This window comes from Roseivirga echinicomitans, assembly GCF_001592935.1.
Lineage (GTDB): Bacteria > Bacteroidota > Bacteroidia > Cytophagales > Cyclobacteriaceae > Roseivirga > Roseivirga echinicomitans.
Genome location: NZ_LRDB01000050.1, coordinates 340175 through 354276, shown reverse-complemented (window position 1 = coordinate 354276; position 14102 = coordinate 340175). Strand labels below are relative to the sequence as shown.

The following is a 14102-nucleotide window of genomic DNA, read 5'->3' as shown; positions in this document are numbered from 1 at the left end:
CTACGAAGTTATCCCTGTAGGGATCTTTTCACGAAGCGCTGGTAAGTTTGTTGCTCACTGTATTTCTAAAATGCTAGGTTATTGAAATTCCGAGACTTCGGAACTTACAGCATGACGGTTATGTGTACGGTGTTAAACACTAATGTGACATCTCAGTGACACGGATCACTATATACTGAGCACCAAGCACTAAACACTGGGCACTAGTCACTAACCCCTACGCTCCACTTCCTTCAAATTCTCCAACTTCTTATTCCTCAAGAAGCCTGTCACATCTTCAAAGTGTTCTTTGATGCGTTGGCTACCGAATTCGAATACCTTATTGGCCAAACCGTCTAAGAAATCACGGTCGTGAGAAACAAGAATTAAAGTGCCTTCGAATGCTTTGAGGGCATCTTTTAAGATGTCTTTGGTGCGAATATCTAAGTGGTTGGTTGGCTCATCGAGAATCAAAACGTTCACTGGTTGAAGCAGTAATTTGATCATGGCCAAACGGGTACGTTCACCACCTGAAAGTACTTTCACTTTCTTTTCAATGGCATCGCCAGAGAACATAAAAGCACCAAGCATGTCTTTGATTTTTGTACGCACATCGCCATGCGCGATTTCATCTATGGTTTGGAAAACGGTAAGACTTTCGTCTAACAGTGAAGCCTGATTTTGCGCAAAGTAGCCAATCATGGAATTGTGTCCCATTTGTAAGCTGCCATCAAAGTCAATTTCTCCCATCATGGCTTTTACAAAAGTCGACTTCCCTTCACCGTTTTTACCAATAAAGGCCACTTTTTCGCCTCTAGCGATGGTGAGTGATACATCTTTGAAAACCGTATGGTCACCATACTTTTTGGTCAGTCCATCTGCAATTACTGGATAGTTGCCAGATCGGGGAGCAGGAGGGAACTTCAAATTCAGAGAAGAAGAATCAACTTCATCCACTTCTACAATCTCCATTTTCTCCAGCATTTTCACCCTAGATTGAACTTGCAGGGTTTTAGAGTAAGTACCTTTAAAGCGATCGATAAACTGCTGAATATCTGCCATTTGTTTGGCCTGATCGTCAAATTGCTTTTGCTGCTGCTCGCGTCTTTCCTTACGCAATTCTAAGTAATGGCTGTAGTTAGTTTTGTAATCGTAAATACGACCACGGGTAATTTCTATGGTTCTGTTGGTGAGGTTATCGACAAAGGCTTTGTCGTGACTGATAACGATTACGGCTTTGGCGCTAGTTTTTAAGAAATCCTCTAACCATTGTACCGATTCAATATCGAGGTGGTTGGTAGGCTCATCGAGAAGAATAAGATCCGGCTTCTGTAAAAGGATCTTGGCCAATTCAATACGCATTCTCCAGCCCCCACTAAATTCGCTTGTAGAACGGGTTAAGTCGGAACGAACAAAGCCCAAGCCCATGAGCGTTTTCTCTACTTCCGCGTCAAAATTGATTTCTTCAATGCTATAATACTTTTCACTGAGTTCAGAAACCTGCTCAATGATTTTGCTGTAGGCATCAGATTCGTAATCGGTACGAGTTTCCAGCTGATGGGTGAAATCATCCATTTGCTTTTTCATGTCTATGATTTTTGAGAAGGCCTTTGAGGCTTCTTCAAAAACAGTACACTCGTCTTTTGTTAACAAATGCTGTGGTAAGTAGGCTACAATCGCATCTTTTGGAGCCGAAATTTTGCCTGAGGTAGGTTTGCTTTCTCCAGCAATAATTTTTAACAAAGTGGATTTACCTGCACCGTTCTTTCCCATCAGGGCGATACGGTCATTATCATTCACATTAAAAGTAACATTGCTAAATAGGGTGGCGCTACTAAACTCAACACCAACAGCATCTACTGAAATCATAGGGGATCAATTTGGCCGCAAAGATATAGATTTGAAGTCTTTAAAAACCGGATGTGGGTAATAAAAAAGCCCTTGAAGAATTGATTTTTTCAAGGGCTTTTTATGTGGAAATGCATTTTTTAGAAATCGGAAAGTGTGTACTGCAATTGTACCGTGTTCAGATCAGAAATCATTTCTACCGTATTTGCCCCAAGGATTTTATATGAAATACCAAGGCCCGTATTTTTCATATAAGAGTCGTTATGACCGAAATCTGAAATCAGAGGAAACTCTTCATCCATCATCAGGTTGTTGAAAACGATTTCATTAAAGCCTAAATCATTTGAGATCTCATCGGCAAAGACTTGATTATAGATCAAGTGAAGTTCTTGTGCTAATGGCAAAGCACTACCAGATAGCATTTGGACTTCTACCTTGCGTTCTTTTTGTATTGAACCTTCGGTATAAAGTGCTCCTGAATAGTTCATAACTATATTCTGAGAAAGTTCTGAGGCAGTCGTTTTAGAATTAGCGCTGAAATCTAATGTCGCCAATTCAGGTAAGATAATAGTGATACTATGTGATGCTGTATTTCCTTGCCCAAACGCTGTTTGAGAAATGAACAAGCAGATTATTAAGAAAAATTTCAAGCCCTTTATCATATGTTTTTTTTACAAAGATAAGTCTCGAATGCTTAAAAGCAGTTTAATGTCGGTGAATAGGCAATAAGTATAGATGAACTGAATTGAGAATTGTTTAATTCTTATTTAAGGGTAATCCATTTTTTAATTATTCCTACTTTTATGAAATACTTGATACACAAATACACACTGAATCGAAGTAAGAATATTGCTTTATGGGTATTTTAAGTCGATCATAAGTTGTAGTTTTGTATTCCTCATTACCAGAGCGGCCAATAACTATTCATTACTTCAGAGAGTTAAGCACACACTAACTGTATGTATATATGAATATAGCGGAAGTCAGTACTGTTCAGTTTTCATCTTTTTCTGGAAGGGTGTATTTATGAGCACAGATTATACAAATCGACAAATGAAGCCCGACTCACTAGGTTTGAAGTACTTGCATATTGTAAGTATGCTTTTTGTTACCTCACTTTTGATTTCGAGCATACTATCCATTAAGGTAATCACTTTGGGCTTTTTAGATGCTCCTGCTGGTATCATTACCTTTCCAATTGCTTTTATTTCCGGAGATATTCTTACCGAGGTGTATGGCTTTAAAATTGCAAGGAGAGTTATTTGGGTAGGCCTTTTTTGTCAATTGCTTATGAGCGTTATGTTTTTGGTTGGCGATGCCTTGCCTTATCCTGATTATTGGAGTCTTCAGAATGAGTTTTCAGCTGTCGTTGGCTTTGTTCCAAGGGTTGTGGCGGGAGGTATGGTGGCTTATTTTATGGGTGAATACCTGAATGCTTTGGTAATGTCTAAAATGAAAATATGGGATCAAGGAAAACGGTTTTGGCTTAGAGCGCTTAGTTCTTCACTTGTAGGGCAGGGGCTTAATTCAATAATATTTACTTTCATTGCCTTTTATGGTATTTACTCGGTTGATCAGCTATTTATATTGATCGGTTCGGGAGTGTTAACCAAAATGATCTACGAAATAATTGCACTACCACTCACCAGTTATATCACCAAGTGGCTAAAGCGAAATGAAGGAATGGATGCCTATGATTATGATGTGGGATATGGAATAGTATGAATCTAGAAATGGTATCCTAAACAAAAGAATCTACTAAAGTAGTAACTCATTTATCCGTGGAATAACTTTCTCAAGGAGTTGAGCTTTGTCAAAAACTTCAACTTTTAAATCCTCATTCAATTTAACTTTCTCTATTTCTACTCCAGTAATAATAATGAACTTGTCCGTTTTAAATTCCCCTGACTTACTAAGAATAGAAGCCAATTCAGTACCGGATAGGGTTGGCATATTTTGATCTGATAAAATCAGGTCATATTTTTTCTTTCCTATGAGTAATAAAGCTTGATCACCGTCTTCAGCCTCATCAATTTGAATATTGTCTACTAGGAGGGTTAAAAAATCAACTGTTGTTCTGCGCATGTCGGCATGGTCATCAATGATCAGTACATTCTTCATATGTATATAATTGTAGATGGCAGTAATATAAAACTAGAATGGGTAGAAAGAAGACATAGAGTCATCATTTTGAACATCATTATGACGTCACAATATTCAAAATCGCAATAGTTGAGAATCAAAAATATACAATCAATCCTTGATAAACCAAGAAAGTGAACTTTAAAGATTGACTACTTTTTCTGTTGTTCCGTCTTATAGTAATGTTATTTCACTCCTTATGTCAACAGTTATTCAGATGTTTATACTGGTGAATTTGGGAATTGGAGTGTCTTCCAAAAAAAAGAGGTGGATTAACCCGCCTCTAAAAATCTATTATAGTAAAGGAATATTTTTATTTGTTGAAGTCCAACAATACCTTACCACTTCTTCCAGGGCCTTCCATATGCTCAATAGCTTTTTTAATTTCATCAATACCATAATAAGCCTCAACATCTGCTTTTAACTCTTGTTTGGTGAGCATGGTCAATACTTCAGGAATAATAGTGGAACGCTGTTCTCTGGTCAAGCTGGCCATCCATGTGCTGAGCCAAAAGCCTTTGATGGTCAAGTTTTTGAAAATCAAAAGTCCTGAATTCAATGGAATAGGCTGAAGACTCAATAATCCATAAACAAACATTTTTCCATTGGCCTGCATGGCATTCAACACCTTGTCGCCAAGCTCACCGCCCACGGCATCAAAGGCGGCTTTTACCATGGCGCCATCGGTTGCGGTTTTTACGGCCTTATAGATGTTTTCTGTTTTTTCATTGATAATGGCTTTGGCACCCAGATCCAGCAAAGCTTGCTTTTGCTCATCGCTACGCACTGTACCCACTACATTAATCCCACGTTGCGAAGCCAATTGAATGACAAACTTGCTAAATGCAGAGTTGGCCGCTGTCAACATTACCCAGTCTCCTGCTTGTAAGTCGGCTTCCATTAACATACCGAAGGCGGTAAATGGATTGACAAAAGCCTGACAAGCTACATCATCGCTCATGGCTTGAGGTTTTGGAATGGCAGTTTTGGCTGGAATACATACATATTCTGCCCAAACGCCTGAACCTGTGAAAATGAGCCCGGTACCCAAAGGGATTTCTACGCCAGCGCCACAAGCATCTACAGTTCCAGTGCCTTCAAAACCACCAATTTGAGGTAACTCTGGCCTGATTCCATACTTACCTTGAATAAACATAATATCGGCAGGAATGATATTCGCCTTGGTAACCTTTACTCGAATCTCGCCTTCGGCCGGTGCTGGCTTAGGGAGTTCAACGACTTTGAGTACTTCGGTGGGTAGGCCTAGGGAGGTAAATTGGACTGCTTTCATGATTCTGTTCTATTTATTTGAAAAGACTGCTTCGTTCCTCGCAGTGACGAAAGGTAAATACTCGTCATGCATAACAAATTAAATTATTTATCTTGGCTATGCATAACAATAGCTGAAAAACCCATGCAGATATTTGAGAAATTTGAATTGAAAGGTAAAGTAGCCATTATTACTGGTGCCAGTAAGGGCATTGGGAAATACATTGCAATGGCTTTGGCACAACAAGGTGCAACGGTAGTGGTGTCTAGCAGAAAATTGGAAGCAGTAACGGAAGTAGCTGAAGAATTTAAGTCGAAAGGCTTGGAAGCGGTGGCTTTTCCATGCCATATGGGCGATGATGAACAAATTAAGGCCTTGGTAGACAGCACCATTAAAAACCTAGGCGGCATCGATATCATCGTGAACAATGCGGCTGCTAACCCAGTTTTTGGACCTGTTCAAGATGCTGGTGATGAGGCTTTTGACAAAATCATGGCGGTGAATGTAAAAGGCCCGCTCAACTTGGCCAAATATGCTTACGAAAGCATGAAGAGTCGCGGTGGCGGTTCGGTAGTCAATATTTCTAGCATCGAAGGAATTACACCAGGGCATGGTTTGGGACTGTATTCTGTCAGTAAAGCGGCTTTGATTCAACTGACCAAGGTATTGGCCAGGGAATGGGGGCGTGATAACATTCGTGCTAATGCAATTTGTCCGGGACTTATTGATACTAAGTTTAGCGAAGCACTTACCAGTAATGAAAAGATTATGAAAGTGGTGATGATGAAACAAGCCTTACCTATGCTCGCCCAACCAGAAGATATCGCAGGGTTAGCGCTGTTCTTGGCCTCAGATGCCTCTAAGTTCGTTACGGGAGCCGTAATTTCAGCGGATGGTGGATATACAGTGTAGTTAATTAGTATATTAGTTATAAGTGTTGAAAATTAATCTATTTCATGGATACTTCTCTTGCTGAACTTGTGCCTTTGATAGGTGGAATGGTTAGGTTCTTGTTTTTGTCTCCATTTAAAAGGGAGTCTTTCAAATCATTTTATAACTCGGAAAGAAAGTATCACAGTTTATATAATTGGATTGTTGGAATTCTAACGCTCATAGTTGTCATTCTAATAATCAAGTTGATTGTATAACTATCAATCCTTTTGGGATATCACCTAAAGCTCCATCGTTACTTCAATTGCATTTTTGATAATAGCACAGCCTCGTTTGATGTCTGCTTCTGAAATGGTGAGGGGTGGGGCTAAGCGGAAACTTTCTGGACAAGAGAGAAACCAAAAAGTGATCAATCCATCTTCTAAACATTGATTTACGATTCTGGCTACACGTTCAGCACTTTTAAACTCAACAGCGAACATTAAACCTATTCTTCTGATTTCGATAATATCAGGGTGACCGATCAATGATTCAATCAGCTGACCTTTCTTTTCTACCCCTTCAATCAGGTTTTCATTTTCAATCACCTCAAGGTTAGCCACTGCAGCTGCACAGTTGACAGGGTGCCCGCCAAAAGTGGTGATATGGCCCAATACTGGATTGAAGGTGAGTTGTTCCATATGGGACTTGGAAGAAATAAAAGCGCCCATTGGCATGCCTCCGCCCATGGCTTTGGCAATGGTCAATATATCAGGAACAACGTCAAACTGCTGAAAAGCAAAGAGGGAACCTGTACGTCCGTAACCCGTTTGTATCTCGTCAAAAATCAAAAGCGCACCCGTTTCTGTGCACCTTTCACGTAATGCTTTCAAATAAGCTTTGGAAGGAATTCGTACTCCCGCATCGCCTTGAATGGGCTCAATAATAACGCAGGCAGTTGCTTCTGTAATCTGTGCTAAATCGTCAATATTGTTGAACTCAATAAAGTAAACATCGGGCAATAAAGGCCTGAAAGCGTATTTTTTCATTTCATTACCCGAAACGCTCAGTGCGCCATGTGTGCCACCATGATACGATTTCTTGCAAGAAATAATCTGAGTTCTGCCTGTTACTCGCTTGGCCAGTTTCAACGCGCCTTCATTGGCTTCGGCTCCAGAATTTACAAAATAACTGGTACTAAGCTGCTCGGGAAGGAGTGAAGCAAGCTTTTCTGCCAATCGGTTTTGCGGGCTTTGGATAAACTCACCATAAGCCATCACATGCATGTATTGGTCCAGTTGGTCTTTGATGGCTTTTACCACATGCGGATGGCGGTGGCCAATATTAGAGACGGCAATTCCAGAAACGAAATCGAGGTATTCCTTTCCAGCAGTATCGAAAATGCTGGTGCCTTCCGCACGTGCCACTTCAACCTTAAGCGGATAAGGGGTGGTTTGTGCTACGTGATCAAGGAATATGCGCTCAGAATCCATGTGCGAAAGTAAGCAGGAATCGCTTAAAGTAAAACAGTGGACTAACGCATCTGCTTGTTATAAATGCAAATTGATCTGCTGATTCTACTTCCGTGTGAACGGATTATCACATAAAGCACTAATTTTGGGTGATGTTAATTAAGGAGGGCGATTTTAACCGTAATGAGCGATGGGTGCTGGTAGGCATGCTGGTATTGTTGCTTTGTGCCCTGTTTGTTAACCTTGGTATTTATCCGCTGTATTTAGAAGAACCCAGACGCGGTTTGATTGCCTTGGAAATGATGTTCCAAGATAACCTTTGGGTGCCTACGCAAACGGGAGACTTATACTATCGAAAACCACCATTTTACAATTGGCTGATCATCCTTTCCTATCAAATATTTGGGGGTTATTCTGAGTTTGCCACCCGCCTTATTTCCGTGCTGTCAGCTTTGGTTACGGGTGTAGTAATTTACAGGTTCTTCAAATTTAGATTGGGAAAGAGGCTCGCAGTTTACTCCGCTTTAAGTTATGTGGCTTGTGTAGATATACTCTTCTATTTCAGCATGATAGGGGAGATTGATTTATTCTATGCCTTGGTTACTTTTTTGGTTTTTGTAGTGATTTACCATTTTGGGAAACTAGAACAGTATTGGCCATTGTTCTTATTCGCCTACCTGCTTACGGCCATTGGTTTCTTGACCAAAGGACTTACTTCATTGCCGTTTTTAGCGATATCATTATTGGTCTTCTTTATTTATGAGAAGAAGTTTAGGGTACTGTTTTCTATTCAACACATTGTGTCAATTTTGGCCTTCTTTGCGGTATTAGCGGGTTATTTCTATGCCTACTCTCTATACGAAGACCCGAGTGGCTGGTACACCACACTCTTTTCTGAATCAGCAGATAAGGCAGTTGGAGGTGGTTTTTCGGCTTTGTTAAAACACCTTGTTCTTTTCCCATTGACCACATTGGCGAATCTTCTGCCGGTGACCTTATTTATTCCAGTGCTCTTTATTAAGAAGGTGAGGGAAAGGCTGATGTCGAATAGATTGATGGTGTTTTTAGCACTGTTGTTTGTGGCCAATTTTGTGGTGTATTGGTTTTCGGCTGAAGCAAAATCGAGGTATCTCTACCCGCTGTTTCCTGTTTTGATTGCTATTGTGCTTTATGGCATTCAAAAAACTGATGCCGATTGGTTGAAAAAGTACGCTAAAGTGATTACTGTATTCCTACTTTCCGTAGCTACTTTGACTTTTCCAGCCATGCTTTTTGTGAAAGAACTCGAAGTAGTAGATCACTTGCTCTTGATAGCAATTGGTTTGGAATTGATGGTGATTGCGCTATGGTGGTTGTATGCTAAAAAGGGAATTGAAGCCTATATGATCATTCTTGGAGTGCTATTGGTGCTGCGCCTTGGTTATTCGTTTACGGTGCCTGTAACCCGCCAAAAAACTACAGGAGCAGCCGAAGATAAAGCCCTAGGACTAAAAATTGCTGAAATAACTAAAGGAGAGTCTTTACACCGATTGGGAGATGTCCGCATGTCGCTTACAATTGTTTATTACCTAGAAGCGGAGCGGAAAGCGGTTTTATACCAGACCGATGAACTGAGGGAAGGCTTTTACTTTGTGTATACCAATAACCTACCTACTACTGGCTATTCAGTAATTGAAGAGTTTCATTACCACAATGAGCCTATTTACTTGATCAGAGTAAATGCACAAGAATGAAAGGGGCGTATTAACCGCAAGGATCTACAACTTACCGTCAAATAAACGCAAAGAGCGCTAAGAAGCACGAGGCCTTAATACCCGGCTTGTTGGTGAAGAACACCAACAAGGGCGGGAAAGTGGTAGGGGGACTACTTCAGGACAGCGTCCTTTATAAAAAAAAATGTCGCAGGCTCAAAGAACCTGCGACAAGGGTAAAGGTTTTAAGCTTATTATTTCTTTTTGAGTACTTTGCTGAGTACAAGGTCTTTGTCAAGCTTCTTAGTACAGAAGAACCAATCTTTACAATCAATATCACTGTCTTCCATTCTGTCTTTTGCTGTACCGCAAGAACCAGCAGGGCCAATGATTACATCATCTCCTGGGTACCAATCAGCGGGAGTTGCCACTTCAAATGCATCTGCAGTTTGTAAAGCAATGATTACCCTGTACAATTCATCAAAATTTCTACCTAGGCTAAGCGGATAGTAAATGATAGCTCTGATTATTCCTTTTGGATCAATAAAGAACACAGCTCTGACCGCTTTTGTTGAATCTTCATTGGGCTGAATCATTCCGTATTTTTTGGCAACATCCATTGTGATGTCTTCTATCAATGGAAAATTTACCTCTACGTTCTTCATTCCCTTGTATTCGATCTTTTCTTTGATGGTACGTAGCCATGCAATATGACTATAAAGACCATCGATTGAGAGACCTACCAATTTGCAATTCGCTTCTGCAAACTTATTTTCCATGCTGGCAAAAGTCATAAACTCCGATGTACATACCGGGGTAAAGTCAGCAGGGTGGCTAAATAGAATAACCCAGTCACCAGCGTAATCAGAAGGGAAATTGATGTCCCCTTGTGTGGTCACAGCTTTAAACTCTGGTGCAGCATCACCAATTCTTGGCATGCTAATGATTTCTTGTTCTTGAATTTGTTCCATGATTTTCTGTCTATGATTATGGAATAAAGGTAACTCTCCACTTTTGGCTTTTTTGTGACTAATGTTACACATAGCGCTAATCAATAGGGATTTTTACAGTCTGAGGATTTACAGAACGACATGTTTAAGAGCACAAAGTCTTGATACTCGCATAATAACAAACCGCTGTGGCTACTTCTACCAATAGTGTGGAATCTCTTCTACTTTATGCCTGTCTGTTTATCATTAAAATAGCTTTTAAGGGCATATGGATACTGTTTTCGGTCTTGGCATAGTTCTTTCGAATATGTTGGTAATTGAAAATTTAAAAATCACAGAAATGAGTTATACCGAAAAATTAATCGACAAGTTGAATGATGTGTTAAGACGTTCTTACGATGCAATGGAAGGTTACGAAAACGCCATTGACGATATGAATGAAGAGCAGTTGAAGAACTTCTTCAAGAACCAAGTAATGGAAAGAAGGAGATTTGCTCAAGAATTAACCACCGAAGTAACAGCATTAGGTGGAGATCCAGTGACTCAAAGTAGCTTTAAAGCTTCACTGCACAGGGCTTGGATGGATCTAAAATCTTCTATCGCTTCAAACAATACTGAAAAAGTATTGCAAGAGTGTATTCGAGGAGAGGAAACAGCAAGTGACGATTACAAAGACATTTTGGAAAGTGATCTTTCGCTTCCGCCAAGTGTCACGAATATGTTGAAAAATCACAAATTCAGAATTGAAGAGACCATTGTTAAATTGAAAATGATGGAGAAAGTAGCCTAAGGCTAAAAGTATTTATTTGTTTTGGACACTGCGTATAAGCTTTCGAGCTTCTGCGCGGTGTTTTTGTTTGTAGTGGGGAACAAAAAAGGTCTGAACAACACGATTACTGAAAGCAAAGCGGGAGTGTAGATCCTATGCGGCTTGTTGGTGAAGAACACCAACAATGGCGGAAAGTGCAGAAACGCAAAGTCCTTCAACTTACCGTCACTCTGAGGTTGAGCTTAAAGAGCGAAACCGCGAGAGTCTGTTTGTTCGGAGAGGGAGTGTCAAGCACAGGCATGTATTAACCGCAAAGAGCACAAAGAAGCGCAAAGGTTATTTGAGGGATACCGAGTCAAGCTCGGCATGACGCTCCGAATGAGCTCATTTTAGACCGTCATCCTGAGCCTGACTCAGGATCCGTTTGCTAATCTATAATAGTTAGAGGTTAAAACTCCAATATATGTCTGCTTTTGGTGATTTAAGAAAGCGAACAGAGTCCTTGATGAATAGCTGGTCACAGGTCCTGCCTAATGGCAAATAAATCGGAGAACCTGCGACAGTTGGGGGAACGCTCGGATGAAAAGGAGGACTATGGTTCTGAGCGATAGCTTAAAGGGAGCTTGTTTAAAGTTCCCCAAAATTTCTGATTTAACCAACACAAAAAAAGCCTGACTCTTACGAATCAGGCTTTTCAACTTTTCTAAATACTAAGTACTAGCTACTCAATACTATATTAACCTTTCTTATTCTCTTCTTTAATTAAGTTAAGGGCAGAACCCGCTTTGAACCAGCCAATTTGGGCTTCGTTGTAAGTATGGTTGGCCACAATTACATCTTTAGAACCATAGGCATGTACAAACTCAATGTTCAATGGCTTGCCTTCAGTGAATTGGTCAAGGTCTAAGAAGTTGATGGTATCATCTTCTTGTACTTTGTCGTAATCTGCTTCGTTCGCAAATGTCAAACCTAGCATTCCTTGCTTCTTCAGGTTAGTTTCGTGAATTCTAGCAAATGATTTTACCAAAACTGTAGTCACGCCCAAGAACCTTGGCTCCATGGCCGCATGCTCACGAGAAGATCCTTCACCATAGTTATGATCACCTACCACGATAGACGGAACGCCTGCCGCTTTGTATGCACGGGCTGTAGCTGGTACTGGGCCATACTCGCCTGTCAATTGGTTTTTAACTGAGTTAGTCGATTGGGTATATGCGTTTACCGCACCAATCAAACAGTTGTCAGAAATATTATCTAAGTGACCTCTGAACCTCAACCATGGACCCGCCATAGAAATGTGGTCAGTAGTACACTTACCAAATGCCTTGATCAAAAGCTTAGCGCCTGTAATGTTCTTTCCATTCCAAGGAGTGAAAGGAGTGAGGAGCTGCAAACGCTTAGAGTCTGGGTTCACTTTTACTTCTACACTTCCGCCATTGGCAGCTGGTGCTTGGTAACCGTTATCTTCCACAGCAAAACCTTTGGCTGGCAATTCAGAACCTACTGGTGGATCTAATTTTACTTGCTCACCGTTTTCGTTGGTTAGGGTGTCGGTTAATGGGTTGAAACCTAAGTTACCCGAAATTGCGATGGCCGCTACCATTTCTGGAGAAGTCACAAAAGCGTGAGTGTTTGGGTTACCGTCCGCTCTTTTAGAGAAGTTACGGTTGAACGAGTGAACAATAGTGTTTACTCTTGTATTATTGCCTGCTCTTTCCCACTGACCAATACATGGCCCACAAGCGTTGGTAAAGATGGTGGCGTTCAAGTTTTCGAAAATACCTAAAAGGCCATCTCTTTCGGCAGTATAGCGTACTTGTTCCGAACCTGGGTTAATCCCAAATTCAGACTTCGTTTTTAAATTCTTGTCAATGGCTTGTTGCGCGATAGAAGAAGCCCTTGATAAATCTTCGTAAGATGAATTGGTACAAGAACCGATCAATCCCCATTCTACGTCCATTGGCCAGCCGTTTTTCTCAGCTTCCTCTTTCATTTTAGAAACAGGAGTAGCTCTGTCTGGCGTAAATGGTCCGTTGATGTACGGCTCCATTTCGTCTAAGTTAATTTCGATGACTTGATCGAAATATTGTTGTGGGTTAGCGTAAACCTCATCGTCACCAGTAAGGTGTTCTTTGATTTCGTTGGCTAAATCAGCCACATCAGCTCTATCCGTTGCTCTTAGGTAACGATCCATAGAATCGTCATAACCAAAAGTAGAAGTTGTAGCGCCAATTTCGGCACCCATATTACAGATGGTTCCTTTACCCGTAGCCGACATTGATTTTGCGCCAGGGCCGAAATATTCTACGATAGCACCTGTTCCACCTTTTACGGTAAGAATACCAGCTACTTTCAAGATTACATCTTTAGGGGCTACCCAGCCACTTAGTTTTCCTGTAAGTTTTACACCAATGAGTTTCGGGAATTTAAGCTCCCATGGCATGCCCGCCATTACGTCAACAGCGTCAGCACCACCTACACCAATGGCGACCATACCTAATCCGCCAGCGTTTACTGTATGCGAATCGGTACCAATCATCATTCCACCAGGGAATGCATAATTTTCTAATACCACTTGGTGAATAATTCCCGCGCCTGGTTTCCAGAAACCGATACCGTATTTGTTAGAAACCGACTCTAGGAAGTTAAATACTTCGCCAGAAGCAGTTAATGAGTTTCTTAAATCATCCTTAGCGCCTTCTTTGGCTAAAATAAGGTGATCACAATGTACCGTTGAAGGAACTGCTGCGGTAGGCTTTCCAGCTTGCATAAACTGAAGTAGAGCCATTTGAGCCGTGGCATCTTGCATGGCCACGCGGTCTGGAGCAAAGTCTACATAAGACTTACCTCTTTCGAATGTTGAGGTGGCGTCTCCGTCCCAAAGGTGTGAGTAAAGAATTTTTTCTGATAGGGTTAGGGGTTTCCCAACTGCTTTTCGTGCGGCTGCAATACGTGAAGGGAACTTCGCGTAAACAGCTTTGATCATGTCTATGTCAAATGCCATAATGGATTTTTTGGGTTCTTGGGTATATAAAATTATAACTCGTCAAGGGTTGACAAAGTTATCACTTTTCGCAAATAATAAAATCAAGAGTTCAGACTAAAAAGCCT

The 14102-nt window shown here is 40.9% G+C and carries 11 protein-coding genes; 4 read left to right on the top strand and 7 right to left on the bottom strand.

Annotation, left to right across the window (positions count from 1 at the left end):
- Positions 1-210: 210 nt before the first annotated feature.
- Complete coding sequence (locus AWN68_RS15715; RefSeq protein WP_068417776.1) at positions 211-1848, bottom strand: ABC-F family ATP-binding cassette domain-containing protein; 1638 nt, start codon at positions 1846-1848, stop codon at positions 211-213.
- A gap of 119 nt (positions 1849-1967) precedes the next feature.
- Positions 1968-2315 (bottom strand): hypothetical protein, encoded by a 348-nt coding sequence (locus tag AWN68_RS15710; protein WP_157716276.1) that lies wholly within the window; start codon positions 2313-2315, stop codon positions 1968-1970.
- A gap of 565 nt (positions 2316-2880) precedes the next feature.
- Between AWN68_RS15710 and AWN68_RS15705 the strand changes: the two genes are divergently transcribed.
- The gene (locus AWN68_RS15705; protein WP_157716274.1) at positions 2881-3552 is read left to right on the top strand and encodes a queuosine precursor transporter; all 672 of its coding nucleotides are present in this window, start codon (positions 2881-2883) and stop codon (positions 3550-3552) included.
- Between the two features lie 33 nt (positions 3553-3585).
- Here the strand turns inward: AWN68_RS15705 and AWN68_RS15700 are convergent, their stop codons facing one another.
- Both AWN68_RS15700 and AWN68_RS15695 read right to left on the bottom strand, forming a co-directional pair.
- Complete coding sequence (locus AWN68_RS15700) at positions 3586-3948, bottom strand: response regulator (protein ID WP_068417767.1); 363 nt, start codon at positions 3946-3948, stop codon at positions 3586-3588.
- Positions 3949-4282: 334 nt separating this feature from the next.
- Positions 4283-5260 carry a zinc-dependent alcohol dehydrogenase family protein gene (locus tag AWN68_RS15695; protein ID WP_068417765.1) on the bottom strand — a complete coding sequence of 326 codons (978 nt, stop codon included), beginning with the start codon at positions 5258-5260 and terminating at the stop codon, positions 4283-4285.
- A gap of 123 nt (positions 5261-5383) precedes the next feature.
- Here AWN68_RS15695 and AWN68_RS15690 point away from each other — a divergent pair, with 123 nt between their 5' ends.
- Positions 5384-6151 (top strand): glucose 1-dehydrogenase, encoded by a 768-nt coding sequence (locus AWN68_RS15690; RefSeq protein ID WP_068417761.1) that lies wholly within the window; start codon positions 5384-5386, stop codon positions 6149-6151.
- Positions 6152-6411: 260 nt separating this feature from the next.
- Here AWN68_RS15690 and AWN68_RS15685 read toward each other — a convergent pair whose 3' ends face one another.
- A complete protein-coding gene (locus AWN68_RS15685; RefSeq protein ID WP_068417757.1) occupies positions 6412-7602 on the bottom strand; it encodes an aspartate aminotransferase family protein in 1191 nt (396 codons plus the stop codon).
- A 131-nt stretch (positions 7603-7733) separates the two neighbouring features.
- Between AWN68_RS15685 and AWN68_RS15680 the strand changes: the two genes are divergently transcribed.
- Positions 7734-9314, top strand: coding sequence for an ArnT family glycosyltransferase (locus tag AWN68_RS15680; protein WP_068417755.1), 1581 nt, complete (start codon positions 7734-7736; stop codon positions 9312-9314).
- Between the two features lie 212 nt (positions 9315-9526).
- Here AWN68_RS15680 and AWN68_RS15675 read toward each other — a convergent pair whose 3' ends face one another.
- Positions 9527-10243 (bottom strand): peroxiredoxin, encoded by a 717-nt coding sequence (locus AWN68_RS15675; RefSeq protein ID WP_068417751.1) that lies wholly within the window; start codon positions 10241-10243, stop codon positions 9527-9529.
- A 247-nt stretch (positions 10244-10490) separates the two neighbouring features.
- Here AWN68_RS15675 and AWN68_RS15670 point away from each other — a divergent pair, with 247 nt between their 5' ends.
- On the top strand, positions 10491-11012 hold the full coding sequence (locus AWN68_RS15670) for a ferritin-like domain-containing protein (protein ID WP_084362893.1): 522 nt from the start codon (positions 10491-10493) through the stop codon (positions 11010-11012).
- 715 nt (positions 11013-11727) lie between these two features.
- Here the strand turns inward: AWN68_RS15670 and AWN68_RS15665 are convergent.
- Positions 11728-13995: an aconitate hydratase gene (locus AWN68_RS15665; protein ID WP_068417745.1), complete on the bottom strand. Its 2268-nt coding sequence runs from the start codon at positions 13993-13995 to the stop codon at positions 11728-11730.
- Between the last annotated feature and the right edge of the window lie 107 nt (positions 13996-14102).

Coding starts and splice junctions, on each gene's coding strand:
- AWN68_RS15690 (WP_068417761.1), top strand. CDS start 5,384: ATGCAGATATTTGAGAAATTTGAATTGAAAGGTAAAGTAGCCATTATT.
- AWN68_RS15675 (WP_068417751.1), bottom strand. CDS start 10,243: ATGGAACAAATTCAAGAACAAGAAATCATTAGCATGCCAAGAATTGGT.
- AWN68_RS15705 (WP_157716274.1), top strand. CDS start 2,881: ATGAAGCCCGACTCACTAGGTTTGAAGTACTTGCATATTGTAAGTATG.
- AWN68_RS15680 (WP_068417755.1), top strand. CDS start 7,734: ATGTTAATTAAGGAGGGCGATTTTAACCGTAATGAGCGATGGGTGCTG.
- AWN68_RS15700 (WP_068417767.1), bottom strand. CDS start 3,948: ATGAAGAATGTACTGATCATTGATGACCATGCCGACATGCGCAGAACA.
- AWN68_RS15710 (WP_157716276.1), bottom strand. CDS start 2,315: ATGAACTATTCAGGAGCACTTTATACCGAAGGTTCAATACAAAAAGAA.
- AWN68_RS15685 (WP_068417757.1), bottom strand. CDS start 7,602: ATGGATTCTGAGCGCATATTCCTTGATCACGTAGCACAAACCACCCCT.
- AWN68_RS15665 (WP_068417745.1), bottom strand. CDS start 13,995: ATGGCATTTGACATAGACATGATCAAAGCTGTTTACGCGAAGTTCCCT.
- AWN68_RS15715 (WP_068417776.1), bottom strand. CDS start 1,848: ATGATTTCAGTAGATGCTGTTGGTGTTGAGTTTAGTAGCGCCACCCTA.
- AWN68_RS15695 (WP_068417765.1), bottom strand. CDS start 5,260: ATGAAAGCAGTCCAATTTACCTCCCTAGGCCTACCCACCGAAGTACTC.
- AWN68_RS15670 (WP_084362893.1), top strand. CDS start 10,491: ATGGATACTGTTTTCGGTCTTGGCATAGTTCTTTCGAATATGTTGGTA.